Raw genomic sequence first — 19,238 nt, 5'->3', positions numbered from 1 at the left:
CTCGATGAGCGCCGCCACCGTGCAAGGCCGCGACACCACCGCGGCGCCCTCCCGCCCCCCGGCCGTCCGGCACACCCGGGGGGCTCGCTTCCTGCTGCTGTTCGCCGTCTTCCTCTGCGCGGCCTGCGGCCTCGTGTACGAGCTGGCCCTGACCGCGCTGGGCAGCTACCTCATCGGCAACTCGGTGCTCCAGACCTCCGTGGTGATCTCCGTGATGGTGTGCGCCATGGGGCTCGGCTCCCTCGCCGCCAAACCCCTGCGCCGCCGCGCGGTGGGCGCGTTCGCGCTCGTGGAGGGCGTGCTGGCGCTGGTCGGCGGGCTGTCGGTGCTGGTGCTGTACGCGGCGTTCGCCTGGCTCCAGCTGTACACCCCGGCGATGATCGTGGTCGCGGTGGCCGTCGGCCTGCTGATCGGCGCCGAGATCCCGCTGCTGATGACCCTGCTCCAGCGGATCCGGCGGCAGGAGGCGGGCAGCGCGGTCGCCGACATGTTCGCCGTCGACTACATCGGCGCGCTCGTCGGCGGCCTGGGCTTCCCGCTGTGGCTCCTGCCGACGTTCGGCCAGCTCAAGGGCACGCTCGTGGTCGGCGTGGTCAACGCGGTGGCCGGTGTCATCGTGGTGGTGTTCATCTTCCGCCGGCAGATCCGGCGCTGGGTGCGCAACGCCCTGCTGGCCGGGGTCACAGCGGTCCTGGCCGTGCTCGGTACGACGTACGCCCTCGCGGACGACCTGGAGGTGACCGCGCGCCAGCAGATGTACCGAGACCCGATCGTCCACGCGGAGACGACGCCGTACCAGGAGATCGTCGTCACCCGCTCCACCGCCTTCACCGGCGAACCGGACATCCGGCTCTTCCTCAACGGCGACCTCCAGTTCAGCTCCGTCGACGAGTACCGCTACCACGAGTCCCTCGTCCACCCCACCCTCGCCGGCTCCCGCGCCAACGTGCTGATCATGGGCGGCGGCGACGGGCTCGCCCTGCGCGAGGTGCTGCGCTACGACGACGTCCAGCACGTCACCCTCGTGGAACTGGACCCGGCGATGACCCGGCTCGCGCGCGACTTCAATCCCCTGCACAACCTCAACGACAAGGCGTTGGACGACCCGAGGGTCAAGGTCGTCAACGCCGACGCCTTCAACTGGCTGCGCGGCGCCCGGCAGCACTACGACGCGGTCGTCATCGACTTCCCCGACCCGGACACGGCGGCGCTGGCCAAGCTGTACTCGGTGGAGTTCTACCACCTGCTCGGCCAGGTCCTGACGCCGCAGAGCAGGGTGATGGTGCAGAGCGGGTCGCCGTTCTTCGCGCCGAAGACGTACTGGTCGATCGCGAAGACGATCGAGACGGCGGGCTACTCGACCACCGAGTTCCAGGTCGACGTACCGAGCTTCGGCAACTGGGGCTTCGTCCTGGCCACCCCGGGCGGCGGCACGTCCCCGCCGCTGCGGCTGGCATCGGAGGCCCCGCAACTGCGCTACCTGGACGAGGCGGTCCTGAAGGCCGCCGCGGTGTTCCCCGTGGACCGCCGCCGCCAGGACGTACGGCCGAGCACGCTGATGGACCCGGCCGTGCTGGAGTACGTGCTGGACGAGTGGGAGAACTACTGACCGCCTGCGGTCGAGATCATCTGCCTTGTGGGCAGGGACGGGTTCGTCTCGCGCCAGGGTTCGCCGTGCACGGCCAGCCGTTACGAGGGCACGATCAGCGACGCGGCCTGGGGCCCGCGCCCACCAGACCCCGTGGTTCCCGAAATGAGGATGCGGCGTTTTGGGTGGCGCTATTGGCGCTGCCCTGATCTGCAGAAACACCCTTACGCACAAGCCCTCTACGCCGCAGACCCCCGCTCCTGCTCAGCCTCATCCCGCACCGCCAGCCGCCGCAACATCTCAAGAACCCTGTCGCGGGACTCGTCCGCCGCATCGATTGCTTCCATGCACTGCCAGTACATCGCCTCATCCGCCGTCGACGCGATGCTCACGAGGGCGATGCCCACCTCGCCCAAGAGGCCGCCGAGGTCGACGAGCGCTTGGCGGGCATCGCCGAGTTCTGTGAGCTGTGCGGCACGCAGGGCGCCGGCTCTCGGCAGGGGGACGTCCAGGACGCCGCAGCCTCTGCCTGCCAGTTCGGTCAACCCCACTGCCTCGCCTCGTAATTCGGGAGGGCCGGACATGGCGAGGCGACTGCCTATCGCCTGGGCGAGGGCCTGTGCCTGGCAGGCCTCCGCCATGATGCCCCCCGCGTCCTCACTTCCCATCAGGGCACATCTGCTCGCACCGATGAGCCGCACCGCGTCCATGCGCTGTCCTCGTCTGTCCCGACGCGCTCTTCACACGCCTGCCCGAACTCCACCTGCCACTACCCAGAGTGAAGCTCCTTGGGGCGAAAAGCCAGAGGAAGACGGAAATCTGTGGACAACCAATCGAGTGTGGACAACCCAATAACTCCGGAGAGTGACGATCATCCCTCCAAGTCCTGCCCCAGGCCCTCCCCCACCGGAAACCTCTCCTCATTCCGGTCGATCTTCGCGGACAGCGCCGCGAGGGGATCGATGTCGAGCACCTCGCACAGCTGGAGCAAGTACGACAGGACGTCAGCGACTTCGTCCGTCACGCGGAACGCCTTCTTCGGGTCGGACATCACCTGGGCCGACTGCTCCGGGGTCAACCACTGGAAGATCTCCACGAGTTCGGAGGACTCGACGCTGAGCGCGGCGACCAGGTTCTTCGGGGTGTGGTACTGCTGCCAGTTCCGCGCCGCCGCGAACTCGGCCAGTCTGCGCTGGAGCTGGGCCACATCAAGTTCTGTCACGGCTCAAGGTGTACCACCGTGACCCCGTCCACTCCCGAGGCCCAGGACGCGTCGCTCACGGCCCCCACCAGCCGGATGTGCCCTCGTTCGCACATCCGCGCCGCCAGCCGTACGAGCTGGTCCCGCTGCCGTACGTCGAGATCGCGGTCGAAGCCGTCGGCCAGCACCGTGAGCGTCTGGAGCGCCTCGGGTACCTCCCCCGCCGTGTCGACCTCCAGCACACCCGGCCCGGTGAGCAGCACCAGGGCGAGGGCCAGGTATCTCAACTCCCCGTCCCCCAGCAGTCCGAGAGGCGTCCGCAGCCCGTCGCCCCGGTCCAGTACTGCCCGCACCGCCCGGACGGCTTGGACCGCCCGAGCCGTCGGTACGGATCCCGGTCCGGCGCCCGAAGACAGCTCCTCGGCCAGTACGTCCACGACCCGCCCCGCGCACCCGTCCCGTACCGCCGCGACGAGCAGCCCGTGCCGCCTCCCGCACTCCGACCGCGTACGCCACAGCACCTCGGCGAGGTTGTCGCAGCCGGGCAGCAGGCGTCCCGCGCCGAGCGGCACGGGTGTGCGCATGTGCCGGGGCACCGGGTCGCAGGCGAAGACGGAGCGCAGGGCGACCACCATCTGCTCGGCGGCGGCGAGGACTTGACGCTGGCCGTCCGTCTTGCCGGCCACGCGCAGCGGGAGCAGCGCGGTGCCGAGCCGGTCGTCGGGGAGAGGGGCCCGGGTCACGGAGGACGAGCCTGCCGTGTGCCAGGCCGCCTGCACGGTGGGGCGGCTCGGGTCACGCAGGGCCGTCTCCAGGAGGGTGACCCGGCCGGTCGTCAACCGCTCGCCCACGATGCGGAGTTCGGGCTCGGCCTGCACGGCGAGGTCGAGCCGTACGACTCCTGCGGGGCCGTCGACCGTGCAGCCGATACGGAATCCGCGCCGCCGCCCGGCATCGGGCCGGGCCCGCTCGGGAACGCAGGCGCCGGGATCCGGGAACACCTCGTCCAGCGACGCCCCGCCACCCAGTCGCGCCAGTGCCTCGTACGCCCGTAGCGCACTGGTCTTGCCGCTGCCGCTGGGCCCCGAGAGGAGGGTCAGTGGGCTGAGCGGGAACTCCGCGCGCCGGTGCCCGGCGAAGGCCGAAAGGCGGAGTGCGGTGACGCTCGGCCGCCGGTCCGGGCCGGGCGGCCCGCCGCAAGCAGCTTCTTCGGCGGGTGCGGCATCCGCGGCGGCGGCGCTCTGGAATGGCATGGTCATATCCGGACCGTAGGCTTCCGCCGGTCTGCCGAACCGTTCCGCCCGGCAGACCTTCCTACGATCGAGGGATCAGCAGGTCAAGCAGGTGATCGTCAGGTGCCGGGGACTCCCGCACCCTCCATCAGCCCGGCCACTTCGGTGCCCGGCGGCGTGAGCAGGAACACGTTCCGCTCGACCCGGTGCATGCCGCTCGCCAGGCCGAAGACCACGCCCGTACTGAAGTCCAGTACGCGCTTGGCGACGTCCGGTTCGGCGCTGGTGAGGTCGAGGAGGACCGGGATACCGGCCATCAGCGTCTCGGCAACCTCGCGCGCGTCCCCGAAGATATTGACCCGGAGCACGACGAAACGGCGGCGCGGTTCGGTGTCCGCGTCGGGGATCGACCGGTGGTCGACCGCCGAGGGCCAGGCGTCGCGGCCGCGCAGCGGGACGACCTGGGCGAGCCCTTCCCACTGTTCATCGGTGACGTCGTGGCCGTTCACCGGCTCCCCCCGACCTGTTTCGCACTGATTTCCTGCACCGGCCAATTCTTGCGCATGCTCACCCGTTCGGCCCAATAACGACACGGTCCGCGAGGCGGTCGTGCCGCACATCACGTCGGAGAGCCCTCTTGACGTCGGAGAGCCCTCTTGTGGGCTGCGGCGAGATCAGAGGCGTACGACCGTCGTCTCCGTCGCCTTGATGCTCGTCCATACGGATGCTCCGTCCGCGAGGCCGAGTTCGGTGGCGGCCTGTGGGGTGATCTCCGCGACCACGTCCGGTGCTCGGTCGGAGGTGATGAGGACGCGCAGTCTGCTGCCGGTGGCTGTGATCTCGCGGATGGTGCCGGGCCAGACGTTGCGGGGACTGCCGCTGGGCCGCTCCCGGTGGACGGCGACCGCTTCGGGGGCGATGATCGCGAGCGCTTCCGTGCCCGCGGGCAGTGGGTCCGCGATCACCAACCGCCCTCCTCCGTCGGTGAGTTGGAGACCGTCGGCGGTCGCCGTGCCGGGCCAGGCGTTGCGGCCGAGCATGCGGGCCACCCACGGTGAGCGCGGATGCCGGGTGACCTCGGCGGGCGGGGCGTCCTGGACGGCGCGGCCCTCGTCGAGTACGAGTACGCGGTCGGCGAGCGACACCGCCTCGACGGGGTCGTGGGTGACGATCAGGCAGACTCCGCCGAAGCCTTCGAGGTGGCGGCGCAGGGTGTGCCGTACCTGGGCGCGGGTGGTCTGGTCGAGGGCGGCGAGCGGTTCGTCGAGGAGCAGGAGGCGGGGGCGCACGGCCAAGGCCCTTGCCAGGGCGACGCGTTGGGCCTGGCCGCCGGAGAGCTGGGCGGGTTTACGGTGCGCGAGGTGGCCCACTGCGAGCCGGTCGAGCCAGTCCTGCGCGGCGCGGCGGGCCTCGGTGCGCGGTACGCCGTGGGCGCGCGGGCCGTACGCCGTGTTGGCGAGTGCGGTCAGGTGCGGGAAGAGGGCGCCGTCCTGGGGGACCCAGGCGACTGCTCTGCGATGCGGGGGCAGTGGGGTGACGTCGGTGTCTCCGAGTCGCAGTGCGGCGTGGGCGCGCGGGGTCAGGCCGAGCAGGGCCCGCAGCAGGGTGGTCTTGCCCGCGCCGTTGGGGCCGACGACGGCGATGGTGGTGCCGGGGTCCGCGTCCAGGACGAGCTGGGTGAAGCCGGTGACCTCGGCGTGCAGGGACCAGCGTTCCGTGTCCGGGGCAGCGTCTTTGTACACAGCGGGGGTGTCCGCGGGTGAACTGCCCTCGTCCACGGGCGGCTTGGGCGGGGACGGGCGAGCGCTGCCCGGCGTGCCCGTGAAGCGTCCGCGCAGGGCGACGAGGACCGCCATCGCGATGGCGAGCAGCAGCAGCGAGACGGAAGTCGCGGCCTGAGGGTTCTCCTGGAGCAGCAGGTACACCTGGAGGGGCAGGGTCTGCGTCGTGCCCGGGAGGTTGCCCGCGAAGGTGATGGTGGCGCCGAACTCGCCGAGGGCGCGGGCCCAGGTCAGCGCGGCTCCGGCGACAAGACCGGGGGCCACCATGGGCAGCGTCACCGTGCGGAACACCCGTAGCGGCGAGGCGCCCAGGGAGGCGGCGGTCTCCTCGTAACGCGGCCGGAGTCCGGCGATCGCCCCTTCGAGGCTGATCACCAGGAAGGGCATCGAGACGAACGTGGCGGCGACGACCGCACCCGAGGTGTGGAACGGCAGCGTGATCCCGAAGGCGTCCTCCAGCCAGGGCCCGAGCAGCCCGCGCCGACCGAAGGCGAGCAGCAGCGCGACGCCGCCGACGGTGGGCGGCAGCACCATCGGCAGCAGGACGAGCGAGCGGACGAGGGCCTTGCCGGGGAACGGTACGCGCGCCAGCAGCCAGGCCAGCGGGACGCCGAGCACGAGCGACAGGCCCAGCGACCAGAAGGAGACGACCAAGGAGAGCTTCAGCGCCTCGCTGGTGCCCGGGCTGGTCAGGTGCTCGCCCAGGTCGCCCCAGTCGGTGCGGGCGAGGACGCCGGCCAGCGGGAGGAGCAGGAAGGCGATGGCGAGCAGGGCGGGGAGGGCGAGGGTGAGGGGCGTGCGGGAGGAGCGGGTGCGCCTGATTCCGGGGCCCGGGTCGGCGGGGCGTAGGACTTTCATGACTGGCTACGGCTCATCACTGGTCACGGCTCATCGAATCGTCACGGCTTCTCGAAGCCCGCGGTGCGGAGGATCTGCTGGGCCTGAGGCGAGGACAGCCATTTCACGAAGGCCGTGGCCGCCGTGGAGTGCTGCGACTCCTTCAGGGTGGCGGCGGGGTAGGAGGCGATGGCGTTCTGGTCGTCGGGGATGGTGATCGCGTCGGTCTGGTCGGTCGCCGTGGCCGCGTCGGTCTTGTAGACGATGCCCGCGTCCGCCTCGCCGAGTTCGACCTTGCTGAGCACCGCGCGGACGTTGGGTTCGTCGGAGACCGGTTTCACGGTGATCTTCCGGTCGGCCAGGACCTGCCTGCTGTAGCGGCCGACCGGCACCTCGGGCGCCGCGAGTACGACCTTCGTCTTGCTGTCGGCGAGGTCCTCCAGGCCCTTGATCTGCTTCGGGTTTCCCGCGCCGACGGCGATGACCAGTCGGTTCTTGGCGATGACGGTCGCGGTGCCGGTGTCGGCCCGCAGTCCGTCCATCGTCTTCGTGTCGGCGGTGACGAGTACGTCGGCGGGGGCGCCCTGCTTCACCTGCGCGGCCAGTTCCTGGGATCCGGCGAAGGAGAAGGTCACCTTCGTACCCGGGTGCCCCTTCTCGTACGCGGCGCCCGCGGTCCTGAAGGCGTCGGTCAGGGAGGAGGCGGCCAGGACGGTGAGGTTCGCCGTGTCCGAACTCCCGCTGGTCTGCTCGGTGTTGTCATCGCCACAGGCGGCGAGCGAGCCGAGCAGGGCGGCGGCGGTGAGTACGGCGGCGGCACGGCGCCCCGTACGGAGGAGGGACATGCCGTGGGGCTCCTTGCGAGGGGAGGCGCCGGGGACCGTGGCCGACGGGTGATCAGGCACGGTCGATGTGCACATTGGTCGATTTCACGCGGGCGGTGGCCTGCATACCGACCTCCAGGCCCAGTTCCTCGACGGCCTCCCGGGTCAGCAGGGAGACCAGGCGGTGCGGGCCCGCCTGTATCTCGACCTGGGCCGCGACGTCGCCCAGCTTCACGGCGGTGACGATGCCGGGGAACGCGTTGCGCGCCGAGGTGTACGGGTGCTCCTCCTCACCGGTGCCGCTCTGCGCGATCTCGACGGAGAAGGCGGCCAGATCACGGCCGTCGATGAGGCGACGGCCGCCTTCGTCGCGGTGTGTCGCGACGCGGCCGGCGTCCGCCCAGCGGCGCGCGGTGTCGGCACTGACACCGAGCAGCCGGGCCGCCTGCCCGATGGTGTAGGACTGCATGTGCGCCAGATTAGGCCATGCTGCCTCGCATCTGCAAGGAACTGATCGGTTCAGACCCAGCAGGTGCTAGTCGATCATCTCCAGGTCCGGCGGGACCAGGGTGGTGGATTCGACCAGGCCCCTGAGGAGGTTGTGCAGGAGGTTGTTGTCCATGGGCGCTCCGGAATCCTTGTCGTGGATCAGCGGATAGGGGAAGCCGCCGCCGTGGAGGCGCTTGCGGACCTCCGTGATCTTGTGCTCGATACGGCGCTCGGTCCAGTGGTCGTCCGGGCGCAGACACTCCAGCAGGGCGGCGGCCTTCCGGTAGGACAGGGGGCGCGGGCCGTCCTCGTACAGGAGGTAGTGCTGGCCGATCACGACCAGCAGCAGCCGTTCGTCTTCGGAGAGCGGCCAGAGGTGCGGCTTCAGGGTGCTCGCCTGGCGGCGCGGTACGAGGCCGGGGGCGTCGTGGCCCGTCACATACAGCTCGACCAGGTGTTCCCGGTAGCCCGAGCCCCTCACGAACAGCGGGGTGTAGCCGGGCGTGAGCGGGATGGGTTCGGTGGCTTTGTGCATCAGGCGGCCGTGCGGCAGGCGGACGAGTTGCTGTCCGGTGTTGCGCAGCCACCACTGACTTGCCTGGTACGTGAGTTCGCCGTGCCTGCGGCTGACCCGCAGGTCGTCCTCGCCCACCGCCAGGTCCACGTCCGGTTCCTCGCCGCGGCCGAAGCGGATCGTCAGGCCCGGCCGTGGCGGGACCCTGATGCCGCCGGTCAGTGAGCGTGCGTGCAGGGTGCCTGGACTGGCCTCGGTGACACCGCGAGCCAGACTCGCGAGCTGATCCATGGTGGCCTCCATCTGTCTTCTCGGTGTCGGGGAGTCGGTCGGGTGGGGTGCGCGTCCCCCTCCGCCGCGCACCCCGGCGCCAGTGTGCCCGCAGGGATACGGGACCGGTCCCCGACGGGGTGCTCCCGGGCAGCACCGTACGACTACCGCGGGCCGCTTATGGCTGGTCGCGCCCACGATGGGAGCCATTTCCCAGCCCCGCACCCCTGCCCGTACGTGCGACCGTTCGCTACCATCGCCCCCATCAGTCGATCGCCAGGAATCCTGATGATTGACCTCAACAATGAACAGTCCCGAACGGAGCCGTATGTCCCTCTTGGCCAGGCCCGCTGTGGCCTCCTTCGCCGCGAAGACCATGCAGCGCATGCTGGGGCTCGCGAGCCGACGAGCCAGTGGGCGCGGTTCCGCGGCCTCGTGGCGCGAGCGGCTTCCCGAATTTCCGCGCGACGTCCGCGAGTTGACGGTACCGACGTCCATAGCTCCGGCCCCGGTCGAGGTGTACATGCCCAAATCCGAGGATGGGGTACTCCCCCCGGTCCACGTCAACTTCCACGGCGGTGGATACGTGCTACGGGGCGCGGAGATGGACGACGCACTGTGCCGTTACCTCGCCGCGGAGGCGGGCGTGGTCGTGGTCAACGTGGACTACGTGGTCGCCCCGCAGCACCCGTTCCCCGCCCCGCCGAAGCAGGCGTACGAGGTCGTCCGCTGGGTGGCCGAGCACGGCGCCGAGCACGGCTGGGACGGCAGCCGGCTCACCGTGGGCGGGCAGAGCGCCGGCGGCGGTCTCGCGGCGGCGGTGGCGCGTCAGGCCCTGGGGACGGGCGGGCCCGCGATCGCGCTCCAGGTCCTCCACTATCCGCCGCTCGACCTCGCGACGAGCGCCAAGGACAAGAAGGCCGCCATCCCCAAGCCGGCGTTGCGCCCGTGGATGGGCGCGATCTTCGACAGCTCGTACGTGCCGGACCCGGCCCGACGCACCGACCGCCTGGTCTCTCCGGCCAACCCGGCGGACACCGCCGACCTCACGGGTATCGCCCCGGCACTCGTCATCACCCCCGAGTACGACCTCCTCCGCGCCGAGGGCGAGCGGTACGCCGGGCGACTCGGCAAGGCCGGAGCACTGGCCGAGCACCACCTCGTCCCCAAGGCCGACCACGGCTACGACCTCGATGACGCCGAGGCCGCCCGGCCGGTCTACGCGCTGATCGCGGACCATGTGCGGCGGGCGGCCAACGCGTAGGAGACGGCGGAGAGTTGGGCTGGCAACCGTCAGGACGCCAGCCCTTGTGGGGCGCGGCGTCAGTCGACCGGTGGCGTGCCGTGCGTGTGGAAGGACTCGATGGTCTTCAGGCCCCAGGCCTGGCCCTTCTTCCGCTCTTCCTCGGTCCACGTGATCAGGGGCCAGTCCGGGGCGAGAACCAGGCGGGTGAGCGGGTTGCACAACTCGATGCGGTTGCCGCCCGGCTCGTAGACGTACAGGAAGAACGTCTGCTGGATGGCGTGCTTGTGCGGGCCCGTCTCGATGAACACGCCCGTGTCCAGGGCGAGATCGGCGGCGCGCAGAATGTCCTCGCGGGTGTCGGTGGCGAACGCGATGTGGTGCAGCCGGCCTCGTGAGCCGGTCCAGTCCTCGGTGTAGACGACGTCGTACGACTTGTTGGTGAAGGTCAGCCACTTCGCGGCGATCCTGCCGCTGTCGAGCCGGATCTGCTCGGTCGGGCGGGCGCCGAGGACGTGTTGCTGGAAGTCGGCGTTGGCGGCGACATCGGCGGCGAGGTAGTTGACGTGGTCGAGGCGGCGTACGGCCACGCCGTGGCCCGGCTTGGCCTGGGGCTGGTTCTTCAGGCCCGGCTTGAGCGCCTCCGGGGCCCGGTACCACTCGGACTCCCAGTAGAGGGCGACCTCGTGGCCGTCCGGGTCGGTGGTGACGTAGAGCGGGCCGAGGCCGGGCTCGTCCTCGGTCCAGCGGCCCTCGTGGCCCGCGGACGCCAGCTCCTTCACCCTGCGCTGCAGGGCCTCCTCGCTGGAGGCGCGCAGCGCGGTGCGGCGGATGCCGGAGGTCTCGTGCGCGGTGAGGACCAGGCTGTGGTGCTCGTAGTCGTCCCAGGTGCGCAGGTAGACGGAGTCGCCGCGTTGGCCGTTGACCGTCAGGCCGAGGTAGTCGGTGAAGAACGCGAGGCTGCGGTCCAGGTCGGGGGTGAGCAGTTCGACGTGCCCGAGGTGGGCGATGTCTCCGAGGGGAGGGGTCATCGGGGGCTCCGTGGGTCGAGAGTGGAGGACAGCCGGGCGAAGACGGTGCCGTCGAAGATCTTCCGCGCCGTGCGTACGACGGCCGTGCGGCGGGCCACCGGGCCGCCGCCTCCGGCGTCGACGCCGGCCTCGATGTCCAGGAACCCGGTGGGGTGCTCGATGCGCAGCCGCTCCCCCGCTGCCGGGAGTTCGGCCATGTCCTGGCCGACGCCGCCCTCGATACGCAGCCCGGCGGCGACGCTCGCGGCGGACAGGACGCCGATGGAGGTGTGGCAGCGGACCGGGATGAAGGTGCGGGTCATGACCGCGCCGCCGTGCGCGGGCGGGGCCAGCAGGCTGAGCTTGGGCACGGTGGTGCCCTCGACCTCGCCGAGGCCCATCAACGGGCCCGCCGCCAGGCGGATTTCACGGAGCCGGTCGGCGAGGGCCGGGTCCTTCTCCAGGTCCTCGGGGTCCTCGTAACCAGTGATCTTCAGGGCGGAGGCGGCGATCAGTACGGTCGGCATCCCGTTGTCCACGCAGGTCACCGGGGTACCGGCGACGGTGTCGCGAACCTTGCCGGTGGGCAGCAACGGGCTGCCGCCCGGCGGGAACTCGATGACCACGGGCACGGCGGTCCCCGGCACGCCGGAGATCTCGGCGGAGCCGGTGTAGTCGACACGTCCGCCCGGGGTGGGGAAGGCCGCGGTGGCGAGGTCGCCAGTGTTGAGCATGCGGATCCGTACGGAGGTCTCGCCGTCCGTCGGGGCGACGAGGCCGCGCTCGACGGCGAAGGGGCCGACGCCGGCGAGCAGGTTGCCGCAGTTCTGACGGTCGGACACCTCGACTGTCTCGACGCCGACTTGGAGGAACAGATAGTCGACGTCCGCCTCGGGACCGGCCGAGGCCGACACCACGGCCACCTTGCTGGTCAGGGGGTGCGCCCCGCCGAGCCCGTCGATCTGGCGCGGATCGGGGCTGCCCATGACGCGCAGCAACAGGTCGTCACGTACGGCGGGTTCGGCGGGCAGGTCGCCGGCCAGGAAGTAGGCGCCCTTGGAGGTGCCGCCGCGCATCAGCATGCAGCGGACCTCCTCGGGCGGGCCGGTCACGATCGCGCCTCGTCGCGGGCGTAGTCGGCGTAGTCGGCGTATGACCGGTACTGCACATCCAGGCGTACGAGGGTCTCGCGCAAGCCGTAGCGGTCCAGGCCGAGTTGGCCCCCGGCGAAGGCGGCGCGGGAGGCCTCCTCCTTGGCCGTGCGGGCGGCGGACGCCTCGACGGCCTCGGCGGCTCGCTCGCGGGGCACGCACATCACGCCGTCGTCGTCGGCGAGGATCACGTCGCCGGGCCGGATGATCTGCCCGCCGATGGCGACGGGCACATTGACCGAGCCGCCGGTCGCCTTCACGGTGCCCTGGGCACTGACGGCGGCGGACCAGGCGGGGAAGCCCATCGCGCGGAGTTCGGCGGTGTCCCGGATGCCCGCGTTGATCACCAGGCCGCGTACGCCGCGGCTCTGGAGCGCGGTGGCGAACAGTTCGCCGAACATGCCGTCCGTGGAAGGCGAGGTGGTCGTGACGACGAGGAGGTCGCCCTCGCCGCACTGCTCGACCGCCGCGTGGATCATGAGGTTGTCACCGGGCCAGCTCAGGACGGTGACGGCGGTGCCGGCGATGCGTACGTCCTGCTGTATGGGGCGCAGGTCCGGGCCGAGGAGGCCGGTGCGGCCGAGGGCTTCGTGGACGGTGGCCACGCCGTACGCGGAGAGGGCGTCCACGTCCTTCTCGGCCGCCTTCGGGGGGTTGGTGACGATCACGCCGGTCATGCCAGCTCCCCGGTGATCTGCGGGTAGGGGCGCATGTACGCCTCGGCGTAAGTCGTGTGCGGCAGGCCGAGGTTGGGGCCTGCGTTGCGCTTGAGCTGGACGCCGCGGCGGACGGCGAGGTCGGTGTAGTAGTCCCACAGGTGCTGCTGCGCGGCCAGGCACTCCATGGCCCGGCGCTTGGTCTCCCAGACCTCGGTGATGTCGAGGAGGACCTCGGGCTTGAAGCCGCACATCTCGGGCTGGTGCGGCTCGAAGAAGAACACCGGCGGGGCGCCGATGACCTCGCCCTCGGCGGGGTAGCCGATGGCCTGGGCGAGGACGCGGGCGTCCAGGGCCATGCGGGCGGCGGCCGGGTGGTCGCCGTTGTACGGGTCTTCCAGCGGGTGGGTGAGTACGACGTCGGGCTGAGTCTTGCGGTAGGCGCCCACGAGTTGGTCGGTCAGCTCGGGGGTGGCGAGCAGGGGATAGTCGCCGGCGTCGAAGAAGACGACCTCCGCGCCGAGGGTGGCCGCGGCCTTCTCGGCCTCCTCGCGGCGTATCCCCTTGATCTCCTCCAGCGTTTTGCCCTCGCGCCATGCCTTGGCGGACTCGCCGCGTTCGCCATAGGTCAGGCAGGCGATGGTCACGCGCTCGCCGCGGGAGGCGGCCAGGGCGATGGCTCCTCCGGCCCGCCATACGAAGTCCCCGGCGTGCGCGGTGATGACGAGGGTCGAGCGTGGGGGTGCGGGCGCCTTGTCGTCGTGCGTCATGGCTTGTGAATCTCCTTGCTGGACAGGTCCGTTGACCCACTCCGGCGTTATTCGCGCAAGGCGTCGATCACGCTCGCGAGGTGGGCGCGGGCGGCCGCGTCGGCCGCCTGGGGGTCCCGGGCCCTGATCGCCTCGATCATGGCCAGGTGTTCGTTCACGGACTGCTGGGGCCGTCCGGGTCGCAGCGCGAGCTGGAAGCGGTGGCGCACCAGTTGCGCGTTGAGCCGGTCCAGCAGTTCCACGGCCACCTGCTGGCCGGAGAAGTGCCGGATCTTGGCGTGCAGTTCCTGGTTGAGTCCGGAGTAGGTCATGGGCTCGCCGTCGGCGACGGCCTTGCTCATCGCCGTGCCGAGGTCGGCCAGTTCGGTGAGCTGGTCGTCGGTGGCCTCGACGGCCGCCTTGGCCGCGCACAGCCCTTCGAGGACCATGCGGCACTCGGTGATGGCGACCGCTTCCTCGACCGTCACCACCCGGACCCGTGAGCCGCGGTTGGGGATCCGTTCGACCAGTCCCTCGCCCGCCAGGTCGATCAGTGCCGCGCGCACACTGGCCCGTGTCACACCGAACTGCTCGGCGAGTTCGTTCTCCACCAGCCGCTGGGCCGGTGACATCTCGCCGCCCAGGATCGCCTGCCGCAGCTGCGCCAGCGCGTGCTGCTTGGCTTGCTCTCCGGTGCTCGGCCTGGCCTCGTTCGCCATCTGCTCTCCCTGAGTGAGTGCCTGTCGAACGTAAATGTAGGCGAACAAGATTGTCAACAATTTCGTCGCCATAACGCCAACGCAAAGCGGTTCTCGGGGTCGTCAAAGACGGAGGGCGCCGGGTTCCTTCGGAAGGAACCCGACGCCCGGGACGATCGTGACTCAGGCCGTTCGGCCCAGCGGAAGCCTGATCGTGAAGGTCGTCGAGCCCGGGCAGCTGGTCAGTTCGAGGGTGCCGCCGTGGGCGCGGGCCAGTGAGTGCGCGACCGCGAGGCCCAGGCCGCTGCCGCCCCGGTCGCGGCTGCGGGCCTTGTCGACGCGGTAGAAGCGGTCGAAGACGCGGTGCTGGTCGGCGGCCGGGATGCCGGGTCCTGTGTCGGTGACCTGGACCAGCGCCATGCCGGACTCGACGCACACCTCCACCGACACCTTCGTACCGGCCGGGGTGTGCACGGCGGCGTTGGAGAGCAGGTTGTCCAGCACCTGCCTCAGGCGCAGGGGGTCGAGGCGCAGCCGTACCGGGCCGGGAGAGGCCGTGACGGTCAGCGGGTGGTCGCTCCGGCCCGCGCGGAAGGCGTCGGCCGCCTGGTGCACCAGCTCCACCAGGTCCATCTCCTCCAGCCGCAGCGGTGCCTCCACATCGGCAGCGTCCAGGCGGGCGAGCAGCAGCAGGTCGTCCAGCAGGATGCCCATCCGGGCGGCTTCGGCGCGCAGCCGGGCCAGGTGCTTGTCGCGCTCCTCGGGGGTGTTGGCCGCCGCGTACTGGAACAGGTCGGCGTAGCCGCGTACCGACATCAGGGGCGTACGCAGCTCGTGCGAGGCGTCGGCGACGAAGCGGCGCAGCCGCTGTTCGGCCTGCGTACGGACGGCGAGCGAGTCGTCGATGTGTTCCAGCATGGTGTTGAAGGCGGTGCGCAGCTCCTCGACCTCGGGGCCGCCGCTGCGCCCGTCGTGGCGCACCGACAGCCGCGCCGAGTCCGTCAGGTCGTGCGAGGTGATGCCGCGGGCGGTGTGCGCCATGTCGCTCAGTGGCTTCAGACCGCGCCGCAGCATCCCCCGGCCGAACACGACGAGGGCGAGGAGCGCGACACCGAAGGCGACGGCCTGGATCGCGATCAGCCGGCCCACCGTGTTGTCGATGCCGTCCATGGGCGCGGCGCTGACCAGGATGAGGCCGGGCTCGACCTCGCAGGCGCGCAGCCGGTAGCTGCCCTTGTCCTTGAGATAGCCGGTGCGCAGGACTTCCGTGTCCGCGGACATCTGCGCCCGGGCCACGGTGGCGAACTCGTCGACGTCCTTCGGCAGGTCGCCGGGGTCCTCGGGCTTGCGGAGCACGGGCTTGCCGTCCGACACGTCGTACACGGCGTAGAACCAGCTGTAGTACTTCTTTCCCGAGAGCGTGCCGTATTCCTCGATGCTCTTGGACTGGGCGATCTGCCCCTGCGCCAGCTGTGTGTCGAGTTGCTCCGACAGATAGTCCCGCATGTAGGTCGTCAGCGCCGTACCGACGACCGCGAACACCATCAGGGACAGCACCCCCATGCCCAGCGCGAGCCGGGTGCCCAGGCGCATTCTGCGATAGGTCCGCCTCAGCCGGCCGATCACTCGGCGACCTGCCGCACCACGTACCCGACGCCCCGCACGGTGTGGATCAGCGGGGCTCGGCCGTCGTCGGGTTCGTCGAGCTTGCGGCGGAGCCGGCTGATGACCAGCTCGACGACGTTGGAGCGGCCTCCGAAGCCGTACTCCCAGACGTGGTCGAGTATCTGCGCCTTGGTCAGCACGGTCGGTGACTTGCGCATCAGGTAGCGGAGCACCTCGTACTCGGTCGGGGTGAGCGTGAGCAGTTTCTCGCCGCGGCGCACCTCGCGGGTGTCCTCGTCCATCGTCAGGTCGGCGACCTGGAGCACGGACCGCTGGAAGCCGGGTCCCGCGCTGCGGCGCAGTACGGTGCGCAGCCGGGCCATGAGCTCCTCCACCGCGAACGGTTTGACCAGGTAGTCGTCGCCGCCCCGGGTGAGGCCCGCGATCCGGTCGGCGACGCCGTCGCGGGCGGTGAGGAACACGACGGGCACCATCGTCCCGGACAGCCGCAGCCGGTCGAGGACACCGAATCCGTCCAGGTCGGGGAGCATCAGGTCGAGCACCACGATGTCGGGATGGAACTCGGCGGCCTGGCGCAGCGCCTCCTCACCGGAGTACGCGGTCACCGCGTCCCAGCCCTCATAGCGGGCGACGGTGGCGACCAGGTCGGCGATGGGCGGATCGTCGTCCACCACGAGAAGACGTACTTTTTCCACCCGCTCATAGTGCTTCACGTATCTCCTGACGCCATAGCCGTCCGACCTCCAAGACTCACATCGATAAAAACTTGAAAGTTGACCGACAGCTAAACGACAGCTCCCACCAGGCAGGCTCGGTATCCCCGGATCCTTGATCGAGGAGTTGCCGTCCCGTGACGACTGTCCAACGTGTCCGACCGCCCACACCGGCGGTGCGCCCCAAGGTGGTGGCCCGCACCGGCCTGTACACCCTGCTGGCCGCGAACGTCGCGGTGGTGACCGCCTTCTTCTTCCAGTCCGGGCTCGACTCGAACGCCCTCCTCCTGCTGGGGCGGCTGACCGGCCTGTACGCCGCCCTCCTCATGGCCTTCCAGCTTCTGCTCGTAGCCCGGCTGCCGTGGCTCGACCACCGGATCGGCATGGACCGGCTGACCTCCTGGCACCGCTGGGTCGGTTTCGGTCTGCTGTGGTCGCTGCTGGGGCACGGCGTGTTCATCACCCTCGGCTACGCCGAGTACTCCTCGATGGACCCCGTCAGCCAGCTCGTGGACCTCGCCGAGACCGTCGAGGGTGTGCTGCGCGCGATCGTCGCCCTGGTGCTGATCATCGTGATCGGCGCGGTCTCGGCGCGCTGGGCCCGGCGCCGGCTGGCCTACGAGACCTGGCACTTCATCCACCTGTACACGTACGTCGCGGTGGTGCTGGCCTTCACGCACCAGGTCGCGGTGGGCACGACCTTCACGACGAACTCGACGGCCAAGACGTACTGGTACGCGATGTGGGGCGTGGCGCTCGGCTCGGTGTTCGTGGGCCGGCTCGTACTGCCGCTGTGGCGCAATCTGCGGCACCAGCTGCGCGTCTCGGCCGTCGTCCCCGAGTCCGACAACGTCGTGTCGATCTACATCACCGGCCGCGATCTGGACCGGCTGCCCGCACGGGCCGGCCAGTTCTTCCTGTGGCGGTTCCTGACCAAGGGCCGCTGGTGGCAGGCCAACCCCTTCTCGCTGTCCGCGGCCCCGGACGGCCGCAGCCTGCGGCTGACCGCGAAGACGGCCGGCGACGGCACGGCCGCGCTGCGGCACCTGAAGGTCGGCACGCGGGTGTTCGCGGAGGGCCCGTACGGCGCCTTCACCACGATGCACCGGACCCGGCCTGACGCCCTGCTCATCGCGGGCGGCGTCGGGGTCACCCCGATCCGGGCCCTGTTGGAGGACCTGCACGGCCACGCCGCCGTCATCTACCGGGTGGCCACCGACCAGGACGCGGTGCTCTACGACGAGCTGCGCGAACTGGCCCACGCCAAGGGCGCCCAGCTGCACCTGGTCACCGGCCCGGCCACGCCGGACAAGCTGGCGCCGACCGAACTCGCCCGGCTCGTACCGGACGTGGCCGACCGGGACGTCTACGTCTGCGGCCCGCCCGGCATGACCGGCGCCGTCCTGCGCACCCTGCGCGATCTGGACGTGCCCAAGCAGCAGATCCATTTCGAACGCTTCAGCCTGGCCGGATGAGGGGGACACCATGAAGCGAGCACTGCCTGTCTTTGTCCTGAGCGTCGCGGCCCTGATCCCGGTCTGGCGCTACGCACCGTCGGCCGAAACGTCGTCGTCGAACACCGAGGTCGCCGCGCCGGCTTCGACGCCTTCCGCGGACCCTTCTGCCTCCTCCTCGTCGGGCTCCGGCTCGTCGGGCTCGGGCACCTCGAACCAGGTCATCGCGGGGTCGACCCTCAACACCGAGAAGGGCCCCGTGCAGGTGGAGGTCACCTTCACCGGCGACGAGATCAGCTCCGTACGGATGCTGCAGCAGCCGAACCACCCGCAGACCGAGGCTGCCGTGCCGAAGCTGATCGAGGCGACGCTCGAGGCGCAGAGCGCCGACATCGACACGGTGTCCGGCGCCACGATCACCAGCGAGGGATACGTCAAGTCCCTCCAGGCCGCCATTGACGCGAAGGGCTGAGGGGCTGAGGGTGCGCCGGGTCGAGCACATCATGGGGTTCCCGATCTCCGTACGGATGGCCGACGGGGACGCCGCCGAGGCCGCGGACCGGGCCTTCGACTGGCTGCGCGAGGTCGACGAACGGTTCAGCCCGTTCAAGCCCGGCAGCGAGGTGTCGCGCCTTGACCGGGGTGAGCTCGAACTCCACGAAGTCAGCCCGGAGTTGGCGGAGATCCTCGACCTGTGCGAGCGGTACCGGGTCGCGACCGGGGGCGCCTTCGACGTACGGCTGCCCGGTCGCGGCCTCGACCCCTGCGCCATGGTGAAGGGCTGGGCGGTGCAGCGGGCGGCGGACCTGCTGACGGCGACCGGGGCGTCCCGGTTCTGCCTGAACGCCGGCGGCGACGTGGTCGCGACCGGCGGTCCTTGGCGGGTGGGCGTACGGCATCCCGAACAGGCCGACAAGCTGTGCACGGTCCTGGACGTGACGGACGGCGCCGTGGCGACCTCCGCACGCTACGAACGGGGCGACCACATCATCGACGGCCGCACCGGCCGCCCGGCCACGGGCCTCCTCAGCGTGACGATCGTGTCCCCGTCCCTGACGGAGGCGGACGCCACGGCGACGGCGGCCTTCGCGATGGGCCCGGAGGGCATCGACTGGGCCGCCGCGCGCGACGACTGCGAGGTGTTCGCCGTGGACGCGGAGCGGAAGGTGTTCCGGACGGCGGGGTTTCCGGTGGCGGCGTGA

The 19,238-nt window shown here is 70.7% G+C and carries 20 protein-coding genes; 5 read left to right on the top strand and 15 right to left on the bottom strand.

Annotated features, from left to right (window positions below):
• Positions 1-4: 4 nt before the first annotated feature.
• The gene (locus tag ACYVO6_RS24450) at positions 5-1,609 is read left to right on the top strand and encodes a polyamine aminopropyltransferase (RefSeq protein WP_461064502.1); all 1,605 of its coding nucleotides are present in this window, start codon (positions 5-7) and stop codon (positions 1,607-1,609) included.
• Between the two features lie 218 nt (positions 1,610-1,827).
• Here the strand turns inward: ACYVO6_RS24450 and ACYVO6_RS24445 are convergent, their stop codons facing one another.
• From ACYVO6_RS24445 to ACYVO6_RS24410, 8 genes are all read right to left on the bottom strand, one after another.
• Positions 1,828-2,298, bottom strand: coding sequence for a DUF6099 family protein (locus ACYVO6_RS24445; RefSeq protein WP_461064500.1), 471 nt, complete (start codon positions 2,296-2,298; stop codon positions 1,828-1,830).
• A 161-nt stretch (positions 2,299-2,459) separates the two neighbouring features.
• Positions 2,460-2,810 (bottom strand): nucleotide pyrophosphohydrolase, encoded by a 351-nt coding sequence (locus ACYVO6_RS24440; protein WP_461064498.1) that lies wholly within the window; start codon positions 2,808-2,810, stop codon positions 2,460-2,462.
• The gene (locus ACYVO6_RS24435) at positions 2,807-4,042 is read right to left on the bottom strand and encodes an AAA family ATPase (protein ID WP_461064874.1); all 1,236 of its coding nucleotides are present in this window, start codon (positions 4,040-4,042) and stop codon (positions 2,807-2,809) included. Before ACYVO6_RS24435 ends, ACYVO6_RS24440 begins: the two co-directional genes overlap by 4 nt.
• Positions 4,043-4,140: 98 nt before the next feature.
• Positions 4,141-4,530: a cell division protein SepF gene (locus ACYVO6_RS24430; protein ID WP_461064496.1), complete on the bottom strand. Its 390-nt coding sequence runs from the start codon at positions 4,528-4,530 to the stop codon at positions 4,141-4,143.
• 165 nt (positions 4,531-4,695) lie between these two features.
• Positions 4,696-6,660 carry an ABC transporter permease gene (locus ACYVO6_RS24425; protein WP_461064494.1) on the bottom strand — a complete coding sequence of 655 codons (1,965 nt, stop codon included), beginning with the start codon at positions 6,658-6,660 and terminating at the stop codon, positions 4,696-4,698.
• A gap of 41 nt (positions 6,661-6,701) precedes the next feature.
• A complete protein-coding gene (gene modA, locus ACYVO6_RS24420; RefSeq protein WP_461064492.1) occupies positions 6,702-7,484 on the bottom strand; it encodes a molybdate ABC transporter substrate-binding protein in 783 nt (260 codons plus the stop codon).
• Positions 7,485-7,536: 52 nt separating this feature from the next.
• A complete protein-coding gene (locus ACYVO6_RS24415) occupies positions 7,537-7,932 on the bottom strand; it encodes a TOBE domain-containing protein (RefSeq protein WP_461064490.1) in 396 nt (131 codons plus the stop codon).
• Positions 7,933-7,998: 66 nt separating this feature from the next.
• The gene (locus ACYVO6_RS24410; protein ID WP_461064488.1) at positions 7,999-8,757 is read right to left on the bottom strand and encodes an FHA domain-containing protein; all 759 of its coding nucleotides are present in this window, start codon (positions 8,755-8,757) and stop codon (positions 7,999-8,001) included.
• 307 nt (positions 8,758-9,064) lie between these two features.
• Between ACYVO6_RS24410 and ACYVO6_RS24405 the strand changes: the two genes are divergently transcribed.
• Complete coding sequence (locus ACYVO6_RS24405; RefSeq protein WP_461064486.1) at positions 9,065-10,000, top strand: alpha/beta hydrolase fold domain-containing protein; 936 nt, start codon at positions 9,065-9,067, stop codon at positions 9,998-10,000.
• A gap of 59 nt (positions 10,001-10,059) precedes the next feature.
• Here ACYVO6_RS24405 and ACYVO6_RS24400 read toward each other — a convergent pair whose 3' ends face one another.
• The 7 genes from ACYVO6_RS24400 to ACYVO6_RS24370 all read right to left on the bottom strand — a co-directional run bounded on the left by ACYVO6_RS24400 (position 10,060) and on the right by ACYVO6_RS24370 (position 16,582).
• Positions 10,060-11,010 (bottom strand): catechol 2,3-dioxygenase, encoded by a 951-nt coding sequence (locus ACYVO6_RS24400; protein ID WP_461064484.1) that lies wholly within the window; start codon positions 11,008-11,010, stop codon positions 10,060-10,062.
• Positions 11,007-12,101, bottom strand: a complete 1,095-nt coding sequence (locus tag ACYVO6_RS24395; protein ID WP_461064482.1) for a 4-oxalomesaconate tautomerase — start codon at positions 12,099-12,101, stop codon at positions 11,007-11,009. The genes ACYVO6_RS24400 and ACYVO6_RS24395 overlap by 4 nt, the downstream gene beginning before the upstream one ends.
• Positions 12,098-12,817: a 4-carboxy-4-hydroxy-2-oxoadipate aldolase/oxaloacetate decarboxylase gene (locus ACYVO6_RS24390; protein ID WP_461064480.1), complete on the bottom strand. Its 720-nt coding sequence runs from the start codon at positions 12,815-12,817 to the stop codon at positions 12,098-12,100. The genes ACYVO6_RS24395 and ACYVO6_RS24390 overlap by 4 nt, the downstream gene beginning before the upstream one ends.
• Positions 12,814-13,566 carry a PIG-L deacetylase family protein gene (locus ACYVO6_RS24385; protein ID WP_461064478.1) on the bottom strand — a complete coding sequence of 251 codons (753 nt, stop codon included), beginning with the start codon at positions 13,564-13,566 and terminating at the stop codon, positions 12,814-12,816. The genes ACYVO6_RS24390 and ACYVO6_RS24385 overlap by 4 nt, the downstream gene beginning before the upstream one ends.
• A gap of 47 nt (positions 13,567-13,613) precedes the next feature.
• Positions 13,614-14,264 (bottom strand): GntR family transcriptional regulator, encoded by a 651-nt coding sequence (locus ACYVO6_RS24380; RefSeq protein ID WP_461064476.1) that lies wholly within the window; start codon positions 14,262-14,264, stop codon positions 13,614-13,616.
• Positions 14,265-14,426: 162 nt separating this feature from the next.
• A complete protein-coding gene (locus ACYVO6_RS24375) occupies positions 14,427-15,869 on the bottom strand; it encodes a sensor histidine kinase (protein ID WP_461064474.1) in 1,443 nt (480 codons plus the stop codon).
• On the bottom strand, positions 15,866-16,582 hold the full coding sequence (locus ACYVO6_RS24370) for a response regulator transcription factor (protein WP_461064472.1): 717 nt from the start codon (positions 16,580-16,582) through the stop codon (positions 15,866-15,868). The genes ACYVO6_RS24375 and ACYVO6_RS24370 overlap by 4 nt, the downstream gene beginning before the upstream one ends.
• 137 nt (positions 16,583-16,719) lie before the next feature.
• Between ACYVO6_RS24370 and ACYVO6_RS24365 the strand changes: the two genes are divergently transcribed.
• Genes ACYVO6_RS24365 through ACYVO6_RS24355 form a run of 3 tightly spaced genes read left to right on the top strand, consistent with a single transcriptional unit; the run spans position 16,720 to position 19,238 of the window.
• Positions 16,720-18,057 carry a ferredoxin reductase family protein gene (locus ACYVO6_RS24365; protein WP_461064470.1) on the top strand — a complete coding sequence of 446 codons (1,338 nt, stop codon included), beginning with the start codon at positions 16,720-16,722 and terminating at the stop codon, positions 18,055-18,057.
• A 10-nt stretch (positions 18,058-18,067) separates the two neighbouring features.
• Complete coding sequence (locus tag ACYVO6_RS24360; RefSeq protein WP_461064468.1) at positions 18,068-18,508, top strand: FMN-binding protein; 441 nt, start codon at positions 18,068-18,070, stop codon at positions 18,506-18,508.
• A 10-nt stretch (positions 18,509-18,518) separates the two neighbouring features.
• On the top strand, positions 18,519-19,238 hold the full coding sequence (locus ACYVO6_RS24355; protein ID WP_461064466.1) for an FAD:protein FMN transferase: 720 nt from the start codon (positions 18,519-18,521) through the stop codon (positions 19,236-19,238).

It is taken from the genome of Streptomyces pseudoechinosporeus, from assembly GCF_054783935.1.
Note: the sequence above shows the minus strand (reverse complement) of the source record. Positions and strands in the feature narration are given on the sequence as shown.

What these genes read in the sequence shown, in the direction of transcription:
- ACYVO6_RS24450 (WP_461064502.1), top strand. Translation starts at nt 5, where the DNA reads ATGAGCGCCGCCACCGTGCAAGGCCGCGACACCACCGCGGCGCCCTCC.
- ACYVO6_RS24445 (WP_461064500.1), bottom strand. Translation starts at nt 2,298, where the DNA reads ATGGACGCGGTGCGGCTCATCGGTGCGAGCAGATGTGCCCTGATGGGA.
- ACYVO6_RS24435 (WP_461064874.1), bottom strand. Translation starts at nt 4,042, where the DNA reads ATGCCATTCCAGAGCGCCGCCGCCGCGGATGCCGCACCCGCCGAAGAA.
- ACYVO6_RS24425 (WP_461064494.1), bottom strand. Translation starts at nt 6,660, where the DNA reads ATGAAAGTCCTACGCCCCGCCGACCCGGGCCCCGGAATCAGGCGCACC.
- modA (WP_461064492.1), bottom strand. Translation starts at nt 7,484, where the DNA reads ATGTCCCTCCTCCGTACGGGGCGCCGTGCCGCCGCCGTACTCACCGCC.
- ACYVO6_RS24415 (WP_461064490.1), bottom strand. Translation starts at nt 7,932, where the DNA reads ATGCAGTCCTACACCATCGGGCAGGCGGCCCGGCTGCTCGGTGTCAGT.
- ACYVO6_RS24410 (WP_461064488.1), bottom strand. Translation starts at nt 8,757, where the DNA reads ATGGATCAGCTCGCGAGTCTGGCTCGCGGTGTCACCGAGGCCAGTCCA.
- ACYVO6_RS24405 (WP_461064486.1), top strand. Translation starts at nt 9,065, where the DNA reads ATGTCCCTCTTGGCCAGGCCCGCTGTGGCCTCCTTCGCCGCGAAGACC.
- ACYVO6_RS24400 (WP_461064484.1), bottom strand. Translation starts at nt 11,010, where the DNA reads ATGACCCCTCCCCTCGGAGACATCGCCCACCTCGGGCACGTCGAACTG.
- ACYVO6_RS24390 (WP_461064480.1), bottom strand. Translation starts at nt 12,817, where the DNA reads ATGACCGGCGTGATCGTCACCAACCCCCCGAAGGCGGCCGAGAAGGAC.
- ACYVO6_RS24385 (WP_461064478.1), bottom strand. Translation starts at nt 13,566, where the DNA reads ATGACGCACGACGACAAGGCGCCCGCACCCCCACGCTCGACCCTCGTC.
- ACYVO6_RS24380 (WP_461064476.1), bottom strand. Translation starts at nt 14,264, where the DNA reads ATGGCGAACGAGGCCAGGCCGAGCACCGGAGAGCAAGCCAAGCAGCAC.
- ACYVO6_RS24360 (WP_461064468.1), top strand. Translation starts at nt 18,068, where the DNA reads ATGAAGCGAGCACTGCCTGTCTTTGTCCTGAGCGTCGCGGCCCTGATC.